At 72.9% G+C, this 17659-nt stretch carries 16 protein-coding genes and 1 riboswitch; of the genes, 11 read left to right on the top strand and 5 right to left on the bottom strand.

Annotated elements, in window-relative coordinates; translation table 11 throughout:
• The first annotated feature begins 297 nt into the window (after positions 1-297).
• From AC4BDD_RS16530 to otsB, 3 genes are all read left to right on the top strand, one after another.
• Positions 298-1521, top strand: a complete 1224-nt coding sequence (locus AC4BDD_RS16530; RefSeq protein WP_490686206.1) for an extracellular solute-binding protein — start codon at positions 298-300, stop codon at positions 1519-1521.
• A gap of 168 nt (positions 1522-1689) precedes the next feature.
• Positions 1690-2028 carry a DUF3263 domain-containing protein gene (locus AC4BDD_RS16535; protein WP_490686207.1) on the top strand — a complete coding sequence of 113 codons (339 nt, stop codon included), beginning with the start codon at positions 1690-1692 and terminating at the stop codon, positions 2026-2028.
• A 156-nt stretch (positions 2029-2184) separates the two neighbouring features.
• Positions 2185-3090, top strand: coding sequence for a trehalose-phosphatase (otsB, locus tag AC4BDD_RS16540; protein WP_490686208.1), 906 nt, complete (start codon positions 2185-2187; stop codon positions 3088-3090).
• A gap of 36 nt (positions 3091-3126) precedes the next feature.
• Here the strand turns inward: otsB and AC4BDD_RS16545 are convergent, their stop codons facing one another.
• The 3 genes from AC4BDD_RS16545 to AC4BDD_RS16555 form a co-directional block, all read right to left on the bottom strand.
• Complete coding sequence (locus AC4BDD_RS16545) at positions 3127-4053, bottom strand: endonuclease/exonuclease/phosphatase family protein (protein WP_490691798.1); 927 nt, start codon at positions 4051-4053, stop codon at positions 3127-3129.
• A gap of 68 nt (positions 4054-4121) precedes the next feature.
• A complete protein-coding gene (locus AC4BDD_RS16550; RefSeq protein WP_490686209.1) occupies positions 4122-5666 on the bottom strand; it encodes an alpha,alpha-trehalose-phosphate synthase (UDP-forming) in 1545 nt (514 codons plus the stop codon).
• Between the two features lie 94 nt (positions 5667-5760).
• The gene (locus AC4BDD_RS16555) at positions 5761-6792 is read right to left on the bottom strand and encodes a glucosyl-3-phosphoglycerate synthase (RefSeq protein ID WP_490686210.1); all 1032 of its coding nucleotides are present in this window, start codon (positions 6790-6792) and stop codon (positions 5761-5763) included.
• Positions 6793-7002: 210 nt separating this feature from the next.
• A riboswitch (SAM riboswitch) is annotated at positions 7003-7148 on the top strand.
• 17 nt (positions 7149-7165) lie between these two features.
• Here AC4BDD_RS16555 and thrC point away from each other — a divergent pair.
• The 5 genes from thrC to AC4BDD_RS16580 all read left to right on the top strand — a co-directional run bounded on the left by thrC (position 7166) and on the right by AC4BDD_RS16580 (position 14064).
• Positions 7166-8479 carry a threonine synthase gene (gene thrC, locus AC4BDD_RS16560; RefSeq protein WP_490686211.1) on the top strand — a complete coding sequence of 438 codons (1314 nt, stop codon included), beginning with the start codon at positions 7166-7168 and terminating at the stop codon, positions 8477-8479.
• Complete coding sequence (locus tag AC4BDD_RS16565; RefSeq protein WP_490686212.1) at positions 8476-8751, top strand: MoaD/ThiS family protein; 276 nt, start codon at positions 8476-8478, stop codon at positions 8749-8751. Before thrC ends, AC4BDD_RS16565 begins: the two co-directional genes overlap by 4 nt.
• Positions 8752-9160: 409 nt before the next feature.
• Positions 9161-9364, top strand: a complete 204-nt coding sequence (locus AC4BDD_RS16570) for a cold-shock protein (RefSeq protein WP_010035953.1) — start codon at positions 9161-9163, stop codon at positions 9362-9364.
• Positions 9365-9705: 341 nt separating this feature from the next.
• Positions 9706-11328, top strand: a complete 1623-nt coding sequence (groL, locus tag AC4BDD_RS16575) for a chaperonin GroEL (protein WP_490686213.1) — start codon at positions 9706-9708, stop codon at positions 11326-11328.
• 243 nt (positions 11329-11571) lie between these two features.
• Entirely contained in the window at positions 11572-14064 is a 2493-nt protein-coding gene (locus tag AC4BDD_RS16580; RefSeq protein ID WP_490686214.1) for a SpoIIE family protein phosphatase, read from the top strand.
• 7 nt (positions 14065-14071) lie between these two features.
• Here the strand turns inward: AC4BDD_RS16580 and murQ are convergent, their stop codons facing one another.
• Both murQ and AC4BDD_RS16590 read right to left on the bottom strand, forming a co-directional pair.
• Positions 14072-15019 carry an N-acetylmuramic acid 6-phosphate etherase gene (murQ, locus tag AC4BDD_RS16585; protein ID WP_490686215.1) on the bottom strand — a complete coding sequence of 316 codons (948 nt, stop codon included), beginning with the start codon at positions 15017-15019 and terminating at the stop codon, positions 14072-14074.
• Positions 15020-15176: 157 nt separating this feature from the next.
• Positions 15177-16181 carry a MurR/RpiR family transcriptional regulator gene (locus AC4BDD_RS16590; RefSeq protein WP_490686216.1) on the bottom strand — a complete coding sequence of 335 codons (1005 nt, stop codon included), beginning with the start codon at positions 16179-16181 and terminating at the stop codon, positions 15177-15179.
• A gap of 64 nt (positions 16182-16245) precedes the next feature.
• On the opposite strand from AC4BDD_RS16590, the gene AC4BDD_RS16595 reads away from it, so the two are divergent.
• From AC4BDD_RS16595 to AC4BDD_RS16605, 3 genes are read left to right on the top strand one after another with little or no spacing between them, the layout of a single operon-like run.
• Positions 16246-16614, top strand: a complete 369-nt coding sequence (locus tag AC4BDD_RS16595) for a DUF8819 family protein (RefSeq protein WP_490686217.1) — start codon at positions 16246-16248, stop codon at positions 16612-16614.
• A complete protein-coding gene (locus tag AC4BDD_RS16600) occupies positions 16614-16868 on the top strand; it encodes a DUF4031 domain-containing protein (protein ID WP_490686218.1) in 255 nt (84 codons plus the stop codon). The genes AC4BDD_RS16595 and AC4BDD_RS16600 overlap by 1 nt, the downstream gene beginning before the upstream one ends.
• Positions 16869-16889: 21 nt before the next feature.
• Positions 16890-17657 (top strand): DUF72 domain-containing protein, encoded by a 768-nt coding sequence (locus tag AC4BDD_RS16605; protein ID WP_490686219.1) that lies wholly within the window; start codon positions 16890-16892, stop codon positions 17655-17657.
• Positions 17658-17659 lie beyond the last annotated feature (2 nt).

Consider the following 17659-nt stretch of genomic DNA (forward strand, 5'->3'; position numbering starts at 1 on the left):
GTCCCGGCCGCCCTCCGGGCCCCCTCCGTGGCGGATCCGTGGCGGATCGGCGACCCGGCACCGGAGTTGCGCCGCCTTTAGCAGGCCGGAGACCGGAAACGGAAGCCCGGTCTCATCAGGCGATCGCCCATGGTGTAGACCTTGGGAGGATTGGCGGAAACATTTGCCGATCGCACCGGGGCCACGGAATGACGCTCCGGTGACGGAACGAAAACGTACAAACCAGCGAGGCAGGTAGCGGCTGTGCAGCGGCGGCGGTTCTTGAGTCTGACAGCGGCGGGCGCGGCGACGGCGGCGATGACACCCACACTGACCTCCTGCGGCAGCACCGGATCCGGCGGCGGGGTCACCCTCAAGGTGGTCGCGGCCGACTACGGCGACAGCGTCGCCAACACCTCGCAGAAGTACTGGGACCGGCTGGCCGTCGCCTTCGAGGCCGACCACAAGGACATCAGCGTCGACGTCTCGGTCTACAGCTGGCGCGACGTCGACCGGAAGGTCGCCGAGATGGTCGCCCGCGACGAGGCGCCGGACGTGGCGCAGATCGGCGCGTACGCGGACTACGCCGCCGCCGGCAAGCTCTACCGCGCCGACCAGCTGCTCTCCATAGCCACCCAGGCGGGCTTCATCGAGCCCGTCGCGGAGGCGGGCGAGATCCTCCGCACCCAGTACGGCCTGCCGTTCGTCGCCAGCTCCCGGCTGCTCTTCTGCAACAAGAAGCTGTTCGCCAAGGCGGGCATCTCCTCCCTGCCCAGCGACTGGGAGGAGCTGAAGCAAGCCGCCACCAAGCTCAAGGCGGCCGGCGTGAAGATCCCCTACGGGCTGCCGCTGGGCCCCGAGGAGGCCCCGGCCGAGACCATGATGTGGATGCTCAGCGGCGGCGGTGGCTACACCGACCCCAACGGCAGCTACACCCTGGACTCGCCGGAGAACATCAAGACCTTCGAGTGGCTGCGCGACGAGCTGGTCGGCCCGGGCCTCACCGGCTCCGTCGTCCCCGGCCGCGTCGACCGGCAGCAGCTCTTCGACGCCTTCTGCCGCGGCGAGGTGGGCATGCTCAACGGCCACCCCACCCTGATGAGGCAGGCGGAGTCCCGGGGCATCAGCTACGAGACTGCCCCGATCCCCGGCGTCAAGGGCGAGTCCAAGTCGACCATGGGCGTCGCCGACTGGCTGATGGCGTTCAAGCAGAACGGCCACCGGGACGAGATCGGCAAGTTCCTCGACTTCGTCTACGCCGACCAGAACGTGCTCCGGTTCACCGGCCAGTACGACCTGCTCCCGGTGACCGCCGCCGCGTTCACGGAGATGCGCGGCGACCGCGAGTACAAGCGGCTGTGGCAGTTCCTGGACCAGCTGGAGACGGCGGAGTTCTACCCCGCCAGCAAGACCTCCTGGGCGAGCGTGAGCAAGGGCATCAAGCAGCAGATCGGGGACGTCGTCGCCCCCGGCGGCGACCCGGCGAGCGTGCTCGGTGAGCTGCAGCGCGCCGGCGAGGAAGCCGAGAGCGCGCAGCGGTAGCCGACGGGTGGCACGTGGGCGGGGTCGCGGCCGTGGTCGTGGTCGTGGCGATGGTCGTGGTGGTCGCGATGGCCGCGGTCGTGGTCGCGGGTGCGGACCGCGGCGGCGTGCGGGGGATGTGACGGCGACCGCGGACAGCTGTCCGTGACCGGTGGCAAGGTGGAGCACGTGAGCCCGACCGCGAACCCTTCGCCAGAACCCCGCCCCGCCGGCCCGCCCGCCGCCGGTGGCGGCCAGTCGGACGGCCGTGGTGTGGCGGACGGCCGTGGTCTGTCGGACGAGCGTGGTCTGTCGGACCGGGACCGGGACGTGCTCGACGTCGAGCGCCGCGGCTGGCCCGGCCCGGGGGCCAAGGAGCGCGCGATACGCGAGCAGCTCGGCATCACCCCGACCCGCTACTACCAGCTGCTCAACGCACTGCTGGACGACCCGCGCGCCCTCGCCCACGACCCGGTCACCGTCAACCGGCTGCGCCGGGTCCGCGACACCCGCCGCGCCCGCCGCTGATCCCCGCCGCCGCGTCCGCCGCCCCCCGGCCCTCCGGCACCGGCCCATCGCACTCCGGTCTTCCGACAGCGGCCGTCGTGCTCCGGCGCGTCCGCGCCACCCGTGTGCGCCTGTGCAACCGGCACGCGCCTGCCCGCGCCCCGGTAGGGTCGCCGCATGGGCAGCAGTCACCCTTCCCCTCGCCCGGCTGGGGCGACCCCCATTCCGGTACCCGCGACCCCCGCCGGCCGTGACGGCCTCGCCGCACTGCTGGCACATCCCGAGCGGGCCGTCATCGCCCTGGACTTCGACGGCACGCTGGCCGGCATCGTGCCCGACCCCGAGCAGGCCCGCGCCCACCCCGACGCGGTGCCTGCCCTCGCCCGGCTCGCCCCGCGCCTCAACTCGGTAGTGGTGATCACCGGCCGCCCGGCCGGGGTCGCGGTGCGGTACGGCGGCTTCGCCGGGGTGCCCGGCCTGGACCGGCTGACCGTCCTCGGCCACTACGGCGCCGAGCGCTGGGACGCGGTCAGCGGCGCGGTCACCGCCCCCGCACCACACCCCGGGGTCGCCGCGGTACAGGCGGAGCTCCCCGGCCTGCTGGACCGCATCGGCGCCTGGCAGGGCACCTGGGTGGAGACCGCGCACATCGAGAACAAGGGCGGCCGGGCCGTGGCCGTCCACACCCGCCGCGCCGCCGACCCGCAGGCCGCGTTCGAGGCGCTGCGCGAGCCGCTGCGCCGGCTGGCCGAGCGGCACGGCCTGATCGTCGAGCCCGGCCGTCTGGTGCTGGAGCTGCGCCCGCCGGGCGTGGACAAGGGCGTCGCGCTCGCCGACTACGTACGGGAGTCCGGCGCGGGCGCGGTGCTGTACGCGGGCGACGACCTGGGCGACCTGGCGGCGTTCGCGGCGGTGGAGAAGCTCCGGTCGGACGGGGTGCCGGGGGTGCTGGTGTGCAGCGGCAGCAGCGAGGTGACCGAACTCGCCGACCGCGCCGACCTGGTCGTCGACGGCCCCCCGGGCGTCGTCACCCTGCTGACCGCCCTGGCCGACGCGCTGGCCGGGCCCGCCGCCGGCTCCTGACCGACCGGCCGACCAGCCGGTCAGCCGATCAGCCAGTCAGTCGGTCACCCGGGCAGCCGGTGAGACATCAGCGGGGCGCGGCCGCAGCGTCAGGTCGGCGACCACCGCGGCGTGATCGGACGGCCAGACCCCGTCGATGGGGGCGTCACCCGCCCGCCGCACCGCGCGGACACCGCCCAGGCCGCCGCGGCCGGGCACGCCGACGTGGATGTAGTCGATGCGCGAGCTCGGCTCCAGGCTCTCGGCGGCGTGCGGGTTGGCGCGGTCCCAGGTGGCCGCCGGGGCGGCCGGGTCGGCATAACTCCAGGCGTCCAGCAGCACCTGCCCGGGCACCACCGGGGCGGTCAGCCGACCGCCGAACAGCCGCAGCTCGTCCGACTCCGGCGGCGCGTTGAAATCCCCCGTGACCACCGGCGGAAAGCCACCCGGGCCGCTCGGCGGCGGGTCCCGGCGCCCGGCCACGAACTCGGCCAGCGCGGTCACCTGCGCCACGCGCACCGCCGACTCGCACGCCGCGGCGTTGAGATGCGCGGTGAAGAACGGCACCCGCGCGCCCGGCGCGTCGATCAGCGCGTACAGCGCCAGCCGGCCGTCGTCCCGTCCACCGGCCGGGACCGGCAGCCGCAGCGCCTCGTGATCGAGGATCGGCCACCGGCTGAGCACCGCGTTGCCGACATCGAGCCCGGCGGCGGTGTCCGGGCCGCCGGGCCCGGCGGAGTCCTCCAGCTGCTCGCGCCAGCGGTCCGGCAGCTCGGACGCGGCCCAGGCCCAGTGCCACCGCCCGCCGGACGCCCGGCTGAGCCGCTCGGTGAGCCAGGCCGCCAGATTCCCCTCCCCGGCACCCCAGACCTCCTGAAGCCCGATCACGTCCGGCCGGACCTCCCGCAGCACCGTCGCGATCGCCTCCCGCCGGGCCGCCCAGTCGCCGAACCGCCACCACACGTTCCAGGTCAGCACCCGCAGCACCGCCGGCCCGCCCGGTGCCCCGAGCACATCGGGGCCGTTCAGGGAGGAGGCGGGGGGTGCGGGAGTCATCTGCCCAGCGCCCGCAACTGCGCCAGGAACCACTCCTGTGGCGGCAGCGCGGTGGCCGCCGCGGCCAGCCGCGCCGAGCGCTCGGAACGCTCGGCGGCCGGCATCAGCAGCGCCTCGTGCAGTGCCTCGGCGGTGGCCTCCACGTCGTACGGATTCACCACCAGCGCGTCCTCGCCCAGCTCCGCGAAGGCACCCGCCTCCCGGGAGAGCACCAGCGCACAGCCCTCCTCCGAGACCACCGGGACCTCCTTGGCGACCAGGTTCATCCCGTCCCGGATCGGGTTGACCAGGGCCACGTCCGCCAGCCGGTAGGCGGCCAGCGAGCGCGCGAAGTCGTCCTTCACATGGAGCGCCACCGGCTGCCAGTCCGCCGTGCCGAACGCCGCGTTGATCTCCTCGGCGACCCGCGCCACCTGGGCGGTGTACTCCCGGTAGACCGCCAGGTCCTGCCGCGAGGGATAGGCGAACGCCAGGTGCACGACCCGGCCCCGCCACTCCGGCTGCCGCTCCAGCAGCCGGCGGAAGGCCAGCAGCCCGCGCACGATGTTCTTGGACAGCTCGGTACGGTCCACCCTCACGATCGTCCGCCGCCCGGCGCCGATCTGCTCGCGGAGGGCCACCAGCCGCTCCTCCACGTCCGGCTGCCGCGACCGCCGGCGGAGGAATTCCGCGTCGGCGCCCAGCCCGTGTACACCCAGCCGGGTGGTGCGCCCCTCGGCGCGCACCTCCACCTCCGTCCCGTCGCGCACCACCTCCGCGCCGAGCACCGCCGTGCAGCAGTCGGCGAACGCGCCGGCCCAGCGCTCGGTGAGGAAGGCCGCGCGGTCGCCGCCCAGCATGCCGCGCAGCAGCTGCGCCGCGATGTCGTCGGGCAGCAGCCGGAAGTAGTCCGGCGGCGCCCACGGGGTGTGCGAGAAGTGGCCGATGCGCAGGTCGGGGCGGAGGGTGCGCAGCAGCCCGGGGACGAGTGCGAGGTGGTAGTCCTGCACCAGCACGGTGGCGCCGGGCGCCGCCTCGCCGGCGAGCGCGTCCGCGAAGGCCGCGTTGTACCCCTCGTACGCCGCCCAGCGGGTGCGGAAGCGGTCGTCGAAGACCGGGTCGAGCGGGGTCTGGTAGAGCAGGTGGTGGACGAACCACAGCACCGAGTTGGCGATGTCGTTGTACGCGGCGGCGAAGACCTCCGGGGCGATGTCGAGCATCCGCACCCGCTGGCCGCCGGTGTCGGCCGGGTCGAGATGGCCACCCCCGGCCCGCCGCGCCGCCTCCCGGTCCCCCTCGCCCAGCGCCGCGCACACCCACACCGAGTCGACGGCGTGCGCGGCTGCCGGTTGCGCGCCTGTTGGTTGTGCGCCCGATGGTCGTGCGTCCGATGGCTGCGCCTCGGACGCTTTCGGGCCGATCGCGCTGAGTCCGGAGACCAGGCCGCCGCCACCGCGCCGGGCGATGAGCGTGCCGTCGTCGCCCGGGGTGTAGGAGACCGGGCCGCGGTTGGAAGCCACCAGGACCTGGGCGCCCTGGGCGCCTGAGCGGTCGAACGCCATGCCGCGAGCCTAGCCGCGCGCCGCGGCGCGCAAACGTGAGCTGCGCCGCTCGCACTACCCGGGGCGTGCGGGACGGGTCAGGCGGCGTGGTGGGTCAGGCCGCGCGGCGCGTGGCGTACTCCGGGATCTCGATCATCGGTGGCCGCTCCTCGGTGTCCACGGCCGTGGTGCGCGGCACGAAGCCCCGCTCCGCCCGCTCGAACTGGGTCAGGCGGGGCCGGATGAGATGGCCGCGGGCCAGCCGGAGCTGGGCGGTGCGGTAGATCGCCGCGGCCATCCGGCCCAGCGCCTGGCTGTCCTGGTGCCGGTGGATGCGGACGCCCACGTCCACCTGGGCCAGGGCGTCCAGGCCGACGGTGTGCAGGGAGTCGACGAGCAGGCCCAGCTCGACGCCGTATCCGACCGGGAAGGGGAGCCGCTCCAGAAGGCTGCGGCGGGCCGCGTACTCCCCGCCGAGCGGCTGTACGAAGCCGGCCAGCTGCGGCCAGTGCAGATTCAGCAGCGGCCGGGCGACCAGCTCGGTCACCCTGCCGCCCTGGCCCTGGCCCTGGCTCTGGCCCTGGCCCGTCGCCGCGCCGGCGGCTGACCGATCGGGCCCGGGCCCGGCGCCCGGGCCCGGCGCCTCCGGCCCGGCCACCAGCGGCCGGTCGTACATCGCCTTGACGAACTGCACCTCGGGATCGGTCAGCAGCGGGCCGACGATCCCGGAGACGAACTCGGCGGAGAAGTCCCGCAGATCGGCGTCGATGAAGCAGACGATGTCGCCGCTGGTGGCCAGCAGCGAACGCCACAGCACCTCGCCCTTTCCGGGCAGGGCGGGGAGCCGGGGGAGCAGGGAGTCCCGGTGGACCACCGTGGCGCCGGCCGCGGCGGCGACGTCGGCGGTGCGGTCCGTCGAGCCGGAGTCCACCACGATCAGCTCGTCGACGAGTGGCGCGGTGGGGGACATCAGCTCGCGCCGGATGGTGGCGGCGATCGCGCCGACCGTGGCCTCCTCGTTGAGCGCGGGCAGCACCACGCTCACCGTGGTCCCGGTGGCGCCCTTCGCGGCGAGCAGCTGGTCGAGCGGACGGTCGGCAGCGGACCAGGACCGCTGGGCCAGCCAGCGCTCCACCTCTTCCAGCACGATGTACGACTCCCCTGTGTGAGCGGTGATCAGCGGCACGGGTGGGTACGCGCTGGTGGTCGCGCGTACGCGCCGGGTGACGCATCTCGCGGTTCGGAACGGCCCTTCCCGTCTCCGAGGCTTCGGATACAGTCTTGAACAACGCGGAGGACCGTCGCATGCCGGGGTCCCTTCCGCCGACAAACGCCTGGGCATCGCCCAGCGCCATACCGCTCATCCAGAGGGGCAGAGGGACACGGCCCGTTGAAGCCCCGGCAACCCTCCAGCCGGTTCTTAACTCATCTCACGTGAGGCTCCCGGCTAGGGAAGGTGCCAATTCCGTCTCACGGCGAGGTGCGTCGTGAGGAAGATGAGGAGAAAGGGCCTCGCCTCCATGGCTGTGCAAGCTGTCGAATCCGGAACCACCTCTACCCCCGTCGGCGGAGCCGACTCGAAGACCGTGGCCCTCGGCCCCGCCACCGCGCTCTCCTGTCGCGAGTGTGGTGAGCGCTTCGCCCTCGGCCCGATCTTCGCCTGCGCGGAGTGTTTCGGTCCGCTGGAGGTCGCCTACGCGCTGCCGACCGGCGATCCGGAGGGGCTGCGGAAGCGGATCGAGGCCGGACCGAACTCCATCTGGCGCTACGCCCCGCTGCTCCCCGTCCCCGGCGACGTCGCGGAGAAGCCCAACCTGAACCCGGGCTTCACCAAGCTGGTCAAGGCCGACAACCTCGCGCGCGAGCTGGGCATCACCGGCGCGCTGCACATCAAGGACGACTCGGGGAACCCGACCCACTCCTTCAAGGACCGGGTGGTCGCCATCGCCGTCGAGGCGGCCCGCGCCTTCGGCTTCACCACCCTCTCCTGCTCCTCCACCGGCAACCTCGCCGGCGCGGTGGGCGCCGCCGCGGCCCGCGCCGGGTTCCGCTCCTGCGTCTTCATCCCGCACGACCTGGAGGCCGGCAAGGTCGTCATGGCCGCCGTCTACGGCGGTGACCTGGTCGGCATCGAGGGGACCTACGACGACGTCAACCGCTTCTGCTCGGAGCTGATCGGCGACCCGCTCGGCGAGGGCTGGGGCTTCGTCAACGTCAACCTCCGCCCGTACTACGGCGAGGGATCCAAGACGCTGGCCTACGAGATCTGCGAGCAGCTGGGCTGGGAGCTGCCGGACCAGATCGTCATCCCGATCGCCTCCGGCTCCCAGCTCACCAAGATCGACAAGGGGCTGAAGGAGCTGATCCAGCTCGGGCTGGTGGCCGACAAGCCCTACAAGATCTTCGGCGCTCAGGCGGAGGGCTGCTCCCCGGTCTCCCGCGCCTTCAAGGACGGGCACGACGTGGTGCGGCCGGTGAAGCCCGCCACCATCGCCAAGTCCCTCGCCATCGGCAACCCGGCGGACGGCCCGTACGTCCTGGACATCGCGCGCCGCACCGGCGGAGCGGTGGAGGACGTGACCGACGAGCAGATCGTGGACGCGATCAAGCTGCTGGCCCGCACCGAGGGGATCTTCGCGGAGACCGCGGGCGGGGTGACGGTCGGGGTGACGAAGAAGCTCATCGACAACGGCCTGCTCGACCCGGCCCTGACGACCGTCGTCCTCAACACCGGTGACGGCCTCAAGACGCTGGACGCGGTCGCGCCCACGACGGGGCCGTCCGCAACCATCCGCCCCACGCTGGAATCGTTCCGAGAGGCTGGCCTCGCATGAGCGTCAACGTCCGAATCCCGACCATTCTCCGTACCTACACCGGCGGGCAGGCCGAGGTGAGCGCCGAGGGCGCGACCCTCGCCGAGGTCATCGAGTCCCTGGAGAAGAACCACCCGGGCATCGCCGCGCGCGTCCTGGACGACCAGGGCAAGCTGCGCCGCTTCGTCAACGTCTACGTGAACGACGACGACGTGCGCTTCGAGGGCGGCCTGCAGGCGGCCACTCCGGACGGCGCAGGCGTCTCGATCATTCCGGCCGTCGCGGGCGGCTGACCCACGCCCGAACCCCCCGTAATACCGGAATCGCCTCGTCCTGATAGAAACGGACGGGGCGATTCCGTGTTTCGAAGCGCGATACAGTTGAACTCGAATCCCCCGCAGGCGCATCGCCATCACATATGAGAACCCGTCAAGTTGTGAGCAAATTGTGTGCACCAATTGCCGGGTTGATCCGCTATGCCCGGCCCGACTTGCCCTGAATCCCCGTAATTCTCCGCTTAGTGCCACTCGGCCGCCTCCGGATTTCTCGTCCGATTGACCTGTTGCGCTGGGCAGTTGGGCAGATACATTCAGCGGCGGTCGACGCGTTCCGGCGCACGCCTCCCACTGACCGGGAGGTGAGGTCTGACCCGGGTCCGCGGAGTGCGGTCCTGTGCAAGGGCCAGTAATAGGGGAGTTAGGAATGGCTCAGGGCACCGTCAAGTGGTTCAACGCGGAGAAGGGGTACGGCTTCATCGCGGTCGACGGTGGTGCGGACGTGTTCGTCCACTACAGCGCGATCCAGATGGACGGCTACCGCACCCTTGAGGAGGGCCAGCGAGTCGAGTTCGAGATCTCGCAGGGTCAGAAGGGGCCGCAGGCGGACATGGTCCGTGTGTCGGCCTGAGCGCCGAGGCAGCAGACCGCTGACGTCAGCGAACGGAAGGGCCCGCACCCCGCTGGGGTGCGGGCCCTTCCGTCTGTCCGCGGGTGGAGCCGGGAGGCGGTCCGGGGACGCCCCTCCGGCGTCGCCTCACCCTTTCGAGTGCCGCCCCAACAGCTTGCACTCTCGGGTGCCGAGTGCTAATCATTGCTTAGCACTCTCCGAGTGAGAGTGACAAAGAAGGACCGGGTCGGTGAGGCCCGCAGGCCCGCGGGGCAAGGAACCGCAAGGGCAGGCAGGCCGTCCGTCGCGGGCGCCAGGCGCGGTCCGGAGCAATCCACCCCGTCTTGGGAGGACCACTTCACATGGCCAAGATCATCGCGTTCGACGAGGAGGCGCGGCGCGGCCTCGAGCGCGGGATGAACCAGCTCGCCGACGCCGTCAAGGTCACCCTCGGCCCCAAGGGCCGCAACGTCGTCCTCGAGAAGAAGTGGGGCGCCCCCACGATCACCAACGATGGTGTGTCCATCGCCAAGGAGATCGAGCTCGAGGACCCGTACGAGAAGATCGGCGCCGAGCTGGTCAAGGAGGTCGCGAAGAAGACGGACGACGTCGCCGGTGACGGCACGACGACCGCGACCGTCCTCGCCCAGGCGCTGGTCAAGGAAGGCCTGCGCAACGTCGCCGCCGGCGCCAACCCGATGGCCCTCAAGCGTGGCATCGAGAAGGCCGTCGAGGCCGTCTCCGCCGCCCTGCTCGAGCAGGCCAAGGACGTGGAGACCAAGGAGCAGATCGCCTCCACCGCCTCCATCTCCGCCGCCGACACCCAGATCGGCGAGCTCATCGCCGAGGCGATGGACAAGGTCGGCAAGGAAGGCGTCATCACCGTCGAGGAGTCGCAGACCTTCGGGCTGGAGCTTGAGCTCACCGAGGGCATGCGCTTCGACAAGGGCTACATCTCCCCGTACTTCGCGACGGACATGGAGCGTATGGAGGCGTCCCTGGACGACCCGTACATCCTGATCGTCAACTCCAAGATCTCCAACGTGAAGGACCTCCTTCCGCTGCTGGAGAAGGTCATGCAGTCGGGCAAGCCGCTGCTGATCATCGCCGAGGACATCGAGGGCGAGGCCCTGGCGACCCTGGTCGTCAACAAGATCCGCGGCACCTTCAAGTCCGTCGCCGTCAAGGCCCCGGGCTTCGGTGACCGTCGCAAGGCCATGCTCGGCGACATCGCCATCCTCACCGGCGGCACCGTGATCTCCGAGGAGGTCGGTCTCAAGCTGGAGAGCGCCGGCGTCGACCTGCTCGGCCGCGCCCGCAAGGTCACCGTCACCAAGGACGAGACCACCATCGTGGACGGCGCCGGTGACGCCGACCAGGTGCAGGGCCGCGTGAACCAGATCCGCGCCGAGATCGAGAACTCCGACTCGGACTACGACCGCGAGAAGCTCCAGGAGCGCCTCGCGAAGCTGGCCGGCGGCGTGGCCGTCATCAAGGCCGGCGCCGCCACCGAGGTGGAGCTCAAGGAGCGCAAGCACCGCATCGAGGACGCGGTGCGCAACGCCAAGGCCGCCGTCGAGGAGGGCATCGTCGCCGGTGGTGGCGTGGCCCTGCTCCAGGCGTCCCAGGTGTTCGAGAAGCTCGAGCTCGAGGGTGACGAGGCCACCGGTGCCCAGGCTGTGAAGCTGGCCCTGGAGGCCCCGCTCAAGCAGATCGCGGTCAACGCCGGCCTCGAGGGCGGCGTCGTGGTGGAGAAGGTGCGCAACCTGACCCCGGGCCACGGCCTGAACGCCGCGACCGGCGAGTACGTCGACCTGGTCGCCGAGGGCATCATCGACCCGGCGAAGGTCACCCGCTCCGCGCTGCAGAACGCCGCGTCGATCGCCGCGCTGTTCCTCACCACCGAGGCCGTCATCGCCGACAAGCCGGAGAAGGCCGCCGCGGCCGCTCCGGGCGGCATGCCGGGCGGTGACATGGACTTCTGATCAACTCTGGTTGATCAACCGTCCTCAAGCCCTGGGGCGGCATCCTCTGCGGAGGGTGCCGCCCCAGCGGCGTATCCGGAGTGCCCGGCTTATCCTGATGGCGCGGGGGCTGTGGTGCCGTGTGCGCGTCGTGGGCGCTGATGGCCGTGGCCGGCCGTCAGGGCCGTATCCGACCGTCGGGGCCGTCCACATGCCGCGGCGCCGTGGTGCCCCGCGGGATGTCGCACGGCGGAGGCGGGTCGAGTGCCGGGACAGGGCGGCGGAACGCGCGGTGCGGAGCCCGGCCCAGGCCCGGCCCCGGACCCGCCCCCGGGCGCCGACCCCGGCCGGACGACCGGCCCTTCGCAGGCGGATCCCGGCCCCGGCCCGCAGGCGCCCCCCGACACTGGCTCGCAGGCGGCGCATCCCGGCCTCGGCTCGCAGGCGGATCCCGGCGCCGCCGCGCGGGCGGCGGCGGTGCGGCTGCTGGCCTGCGCCGACACCTCCGAGCTGCTGACCCTGACCCTGGACGCCTGCCTGACCCGGGTGGGCGGCGGCAGCGGCGCGGTCTACCTCCTCCAGGACGACGGCCGGCTGCGGCTGGCGACCTGCCGCGGCTACTCCGAGGAGGCGCGGCAGCGGTTCGAGACGATCTCCCCGCACGCCGATCTGCCCTCCCCGCGCTCGATCCGGGAGCGCCGGCCGATCTTCGCGCCGGCCGAGTACTTCCGCACCAACTACCCCGACGTGTACGCCTTCTGGGAGCCCACCGGCTTCGCCGCCTTCCCGCTGCTGGCCGACGACCGGTGCCTGGGGACCGTACTCCTGCGGGTCCTGCCGGAGGCGCCCGGCGACGCCGAGCAGCTCGACCTGAACCTGATCACCGCGGTCTGCGCGCACCGGCTGGAGCACCTGCTGGCCCTGGGTGATGCGGCCGCCGGGGCCGGCAACCCACGGCTGGGCCAGGCGATCCGGCAGATCGACAGCCGCTCCCGCGGGGCCCGCCTGGAGCTGGCCATGTCCAGCGCGGACATCGGCTTCTACGACTGGGACTTCGACTCCGGGCGGGTGATCTGGGACGAGCGGCTGTGCCGGATCTTCGGGGTGCCGCCGCAGGAGTTCGACGAGCGGATCGAGACCTTCTACGAGGTGCTGCACCCGGAGGACCGGCAGGCTGTCGAGGCCGAGCTGGCCACGGCGGTGGAGACCGGGAAGTTCACGGCCTCCTACCGCGTGGTGCACCCGGGCGGGGCGGTGCGCTGGGTGAAGGCCGAGGGACGCGTCTTCCACGACGCCGAGGGCCGGCCGCAGGGCATGCTCGGCATCGCCCAGGACCGCACCGACGAGCACCGGCGGTATGCGCGCGACATGGCCCGGCGGGAGTTCCTGCTCAGCGTCACCCGCGCGATCACCGGGGCGCTGTCCACCCAGGAGGTCATCGACACCGCGGCCGCCATGGTGCTGCCGGTGCTCGGCGCCACCCACATCACCGTCTACGTCAGCGACGGCGGCAGGCTGGCGGTGGCCGCGACCCACGGCTTCCGCGAGGCGGAACTGGAGGCCCTGCAAGCCGGCGCCCAGGAGGTGCGGGACGGCCCGGAGCTGCTGGCCGGCCTGGAGCAGCGGCCGTTGTTCTTCGCCTCGCGCGCCGACTGCCAGGGCGGCCGGGCGGCCCTCGCCGCCGAGCTGCCCCGGCTGCCCGGCCAGGAGGCGTGGGCGATCCTGCCACTGGTCACCGCCGTCGGCCCGGTCGGCACCTGTGTGATCAGTTTCGACCGGGCCCATGTGTTCACAGGAGACGACGAGGCGCTGTGCATCGCGGCGGCCGGTGTGCTCGCCCAGGCCGTCGGCCGGACCCGGCTGTCGGACGAGCGGCGCCGCCAGATGACCGAGCTCCAGCATCTGATGCTGCCCAGCAGCATTCCCGACCTGCCCGGACTGGAGGTCGCGGTGCGCTATCTGCCCGGCTCCGACGGGCTGGACGTCGGCGGCGACTGGTACGACGTGATCCCGGCGCCCGACGGCCAGGTGATGTTCGTGGTGGGCGATGTGCAGGGCCACAGCGCGCGGGCGGCGGCGGTGATGGGCCACGTCCGGGTGGCCATGCGCGCGCACGCCGGCGGCGGCACGGGACCGGCCGAGCTGCTGGTCAGGGGCAACGACATCATGTGCGAGGTGGACACCGACCGCTTCGCCACCGCCGTCGCGGTGCAGGTCTCCACCGCCCGCGACCGGATCCGGGTGGCCCGCGCCGGGCACGCCTGCCCACTGCTGATCGGGCCGGACGGCCGGGTCGCCGAGATCGAGACCCCGGGCGGGGTGCCGATGGGCTGCTTCGAGCACCAGGACTACCCCGTCCACGTATGCGACCTGCCGCCCGGCGCGACACTGCTGCTCTACACCGACGGCCTGGTCGAGAAACGCGGCGAGGACATCGGCGAGTCACTGGCCCGGCTGGCGGACGGCCTCGCCCGCTGGGCCTTCGAGCCCCGAACCGGCGCGGCCGACCCCCGAACCGGCGCGGCCGAACCTGGCACCGGCGCGGCCGAACCCCGCACCGGCGCGGCGCCGGGAACACCCCCCGTCGCTCCGCCGGGGGCGCCGCCGCCCAGGCCGCCGGGCACAGCGGGAGTGCCCCCGTACGACCTGTCCGCGCTGGCCGACCGGGTGGTCGCCTCGGCGGGTGACGGCCCCGCCCAGGACGACATCGCCCTCCTCCTGCTGCGCCGCACCTGCCGGCCACCGGAGTCGGGCTGACCGCTGATCAGCGGGTCGGTGCGTGGCCGGTCGCCTCCAGGGCGGTGCGCAGGTGTCCGTGGGAGGCGGAGAGCAGACGGGTGGCGGTGGGCGCGTCGACCTCGCCGAGGATGGTGAGGATGGCGGGCTTCACCTCTCCCTCGGTGGCGGTCAGGGCGTCCTCGATGACCTTGTCGTCCGCGCCCGTGGCCAGCCAGACGATCCGGCGGGAGCGGGCACGCAGCTTGTCGTTGGAGGCGCGCACGTCGACCATCAGGTTCCCGTAGGTCTTGCCCAGCCGGATCATGGTGATGGTCGAGAACATGTTGAGGACGAGCTTCTGGGCGGTGCCCGCCTTGAGCCGGGTGGAGCCGGTGACCAGCTCCGGCCCTACGACGATCTCGATGCCGTGATCGGCGGCGGCGGCGAGCGTCGATCCGGCGTTGCAGGAGAGCCCGATGGTGAGCGCGCCCAGCGCGCGGGCGTGTTCGACGGCGCCGATGGCGTACGGGGTGCGGCCGGAGGCGGAGATGCCGACGACGATGTCGTCCCCGGTGATGCTCAGCCGGTCCAGGTCGGCGGCGGCCAGCTGCTCGCTGTCCTCGGCGCCTTCGACGGAGCTGACCATGGCCGCCGGCCCGCCCGCGATCACCCCCATGACCTGGCCGGGGGCGGTGTTGAAGGTGGGCGGGCACTCGCTGGCGTCGAGGACGCCGAGGCGTCCGGCGGTGCCCGCGCCCGCGTAGACCAGCCGGCCGCCGCGCGCCATCCGCTCGGCGATGCCGTCGATGGCGGCGGCGATCCGGGGCAGCTGGGCGGCGACGGCGGCGGGCACCCCGGCGTCCTCGGTGTTCATCAGGCGGGCGATCTCCGCGGTGGTGAGCTGGTCGATCTCGGCCAGTTCCGGACGGAACGCCTCGGTGGTCAGGGTGTCGAGCTGGGAGCGCAGATCTGCGGGGTCGGGGGTGGCAGGCATGGAACGGCGGCTCTCCGTTTGCTGGTCGGGGGTCAGCGGGCGGTCGAGTGCGTGTCGACGTGTCGAGTACGTGTCGGTGCGAGCCGGGCCGGTCGGGTTTGGGGGTCTCCGCCGGGTCTCCGCGGCGTCGCGGCGACTCATCGGACACCCCCTGGGGTCAGCGGCCGGTCCGGGGATCGTGCCGGTGGGCGAGGGCCTCGTAGGAGGCGGACAGGGCCGGGGCCGCCGACTCGTAGGTGCGCTGGGCGACCCCGATGAACAGACAGTCCACCACGAGCAGCTGGCTGGTCCGGCTCGACATCGCCGCGGGGCGCAGCTCGCTCTCACGTGCGGTGGAGGTGGCGAGGAGGAGGTCCGCGTACTGCGCGATGCCGCCGTCCGGCCGGCCGGTGATCGCCACGGTCGTCGCCCCGCGCTCGAAGGCGACCCGCAGTGGCTCGATGACGTCGGTGGTGCGGCCGGAGTGGCTGATCGCGATGGCCACGTCGCCCGCCCTCAGCTGCACGGCGTTGGTGACGGCGAGGTGCGGGTCGGCGGGGGCGTGCGCGATCAGGCCGATGCGCAGCAGCTTCTGTACCAGGTCCTGGCCGACGAGGTTGGAGGCGCCGATGCCGTACACGTCGATCCGGCGGGCGGCGGCGAGTGCGGTGACCGCCGCCTCCAACTGGCCGGTGTCCAGCCCCGCCGCGGTGTCGGCGAGGCACTGCTGCTCCTCCTGGGCGAGCTTGGTGACCACGTCGGCGATCGGGTCGTCGACCGCGATGTCGGCGGTGACGGCGGGCGCCCGCCCGGCGGCCTGCTGGGCGGCGAGGGCGGCGAGCGCCAGCCGCAGGTCCCGGTAGCCGGGGTAGCCGAGCAGCCGCGAGGTGCGCACCACGGTGGCCTCGCTGGTCCCGGTGCGCGCGGCGAGCCCGGTGACGGTGAGCGCGGCGCACCCGGCCGGATCACCGGCGACCGCTTCGGCGACGCGCTGCATGGAGCGGGTCATGGACGGCGCCAGGGTGCGCACCTTCGCGGCGAGCGCGGCCGGTGCGGGCGGCGCGGGGGGCGCCGGCGGCGCCGGGGACACGGCGGGGAGGGAGGGAGTCGCGGGTGCCGGCGGGGCCGGGGGGACGGCCGCCGCGTCGAGCTGATGGAAAGTTTCCTTCAGTGGACTGCTCACGTACGAAAAGTATTTTCGGACTTCGGCGGGCGTCAAGGCCCGGTACGGCGAGAGAATGAGCCATATGGAGCTTGAACGGGCGCTGCACGCGGCGCGGGCACTGGTCCTCGCGGACCTCGCGGCGGGCCAGGTCACCCAGGCGGACATCGTTTCCCTGGTGGAGGACGCCATCGCGCACCGCCGGTGGTGGGTGGAGCAATGGCCGGAAGGCATAGCGTTCCTGGCGGGGCTGGTGGCCCAGGACGTCCAGGACGCCCTGCTGGACCGGTACGGCCGCTGGCCGCTGTGCCCGGTGTGCACCGAAGGCGGCGACCCGCACGCGCTGGACGTGGAGCCGGAACTCGGCCCCGACCCGCACTGGGTGTGCGGCAAGACGGCGGTCGCGGTGGCCCGGGTCGGCTCCCTGGGCACCGCGGGAGAGGTGGACCACTGATGACGCTCTACATCGACCCACCGGTCTGGCCGGGGCACGGCCGCCGATGGTCGCATCTGGTCAGCGACGAGTCCTACGAAGAACTCCACGCCTTCGCCGACCGCATCGGCGCTCCCCGCCGGGGGTTCGAGCGGGACCACTACGACGTACCCAGTGAGCTGTACGCCGAGGCGGTCCGCGCCGGGGCGGTGGAGGTCCCCAGCAAGGAGCTGGTGCACCGGCTGGTGGGGGCGGGGCTGCGGCGCCGGAGGTAAGGCGCGGAGCCTTGTGAGGCCATGGTCGTCCTCGTCGGAACGTCGGGCTGGCAGTACCGCGACTGGCGCGGCGTCCTCTACCCGCCCGACTGCCCCCAGCGGCTGTGGCTGGAGGAGTACGCCCGCTCCTTCGCGACCGTGGAGAACAACAACGCCTTCTACCGGCTCCCGGCGGCCGAACAGTTCGCGGCCTGGCGGCACCGCACCCCCGAGGGGTTCGTGATGGCGGTCAAGGCCAGCCGCTACCTGACCCACATCAAGCGGCTGCGCGACCCCGAGGAGCCGGTGCGACGGCTGATGTCCCACACCTTGGGGCTGGGCGACCGGCTGGGGCCCGTCCTGCTCCAACTGCCGCCCACCCTGCGCGCGGACACCGCCCTCCTCGATGCCTGCCTCGCCTGCTTCCCGCCCACCACCCGGGTGGCCGTCGAACCCCGCCACGCATCCTGGTGGACGGCGGAGGTCCGGGCTCTGCTGGAGCGGCACGGCGCCGCCCTGTGCTGGGCGGACCGGGGGTCCCGCCCCATCACCCCGCTGTGGCGGACCGCCCCCTGGGGCTATCTGCGCTTCCACGCCGGCCTGGCCGCCCCCTGGCCCCGCTACGGCCGCCAGGCCCTGGCGCACTGGGCCCGTCGGCTGACCGACACCTGGCCCGGCGACGCCGACGTCTACGCGTACTTCAACAACGACCCGGGCGGCGCCGCCGTCCTCGACGCGACCGCCTTCGCCAGGGAGGTCGCGTCGCTGGGCCGCGCCGTCACCCGCACACCGGAGCCGCGCCTGCCGTGAGG

The organism is Streptomyces sp. JLBT605 (assembly GCF_058215555.1).

Bases quoted from the DNA above. Each gene is read 5' to 3' on its own strand.
- murQ (WP_490686215.1), bottom strand. From the start codon at position 15,019: ATGCCTGCCACCCCCGACCCCGCAGATCTGCGCTCCCAGCTCGACACC.
- groL (WP_490686213.1), top strand. From the start codon at position 9,706: ATGGCCAAGATCATCGCGTTCGACGAGGAGGCGCGGCGCGGCCTCGAG.
- AC4BDD_RS16550 (WP_490686209.1), bottom strand. From the start codon at position 5,666: ATGGCGTTCGACCGCTCAGGCGCCCAGGGCGCCCAGGTCCTGGTGGCT.
- thrC (WP_490686211.1), top strand. From the start codon at position 7,166: ATGGCTGTGCAAGCTGTCGAATCCGGAACCACCTCTACCCCCGTCGGC.
- AC4BDD_RS16600 (WP_490686218.1), top strand. From the start codon at position 16,614: ATGACGCTCTACATCGACCCACCGGTCTGGCCGGGGCACGGCCGCCGA.
- AC4BDD_RS16530 (WP_490686206.1), top strand. From the start codon at position 298: ATGACACCCACACTGACCTCCTGCGGCAGCACCGGATCCGGCGGCGGG.
- AC4BDD_RS16570 (WP_010035953.1), top strand. From the start codon at position 9,161: ATGGCTCAGGGCACCGTCAAGTGGTTCAACGCGGAGAAGGGGTACGGC.
- AC4BDD_RS16605 (WP_490686219.1), top strand. From the start codon at position 16,890: ATGGTCGTCCTCGTCGGAACGTCGGGCTGGCAGTACCGCGACTGGCGC.
- AC4BDD_RS16595 (WP_490686217.1), top strand. From the start codon at position 16,246: ATGGAGCTTGAACGGGCGCTGCACGCGGCGCGGGCACTGGTCCTCGCG.
- otsB (WP_490686208.1), top strand. From the start codon at position 2,185: ATGGGCAGCAGTCACCCTTCCCCTCGCCCGGCTGGGGCGACCCCCATT.
- AC4BDD_RS16565 (WP_490686212.1), top strand. From the start codon at position 8,476: ATGAGCGTCAACGTCCGAATCCCGACCATTCTCCGTACCTACACCGGC.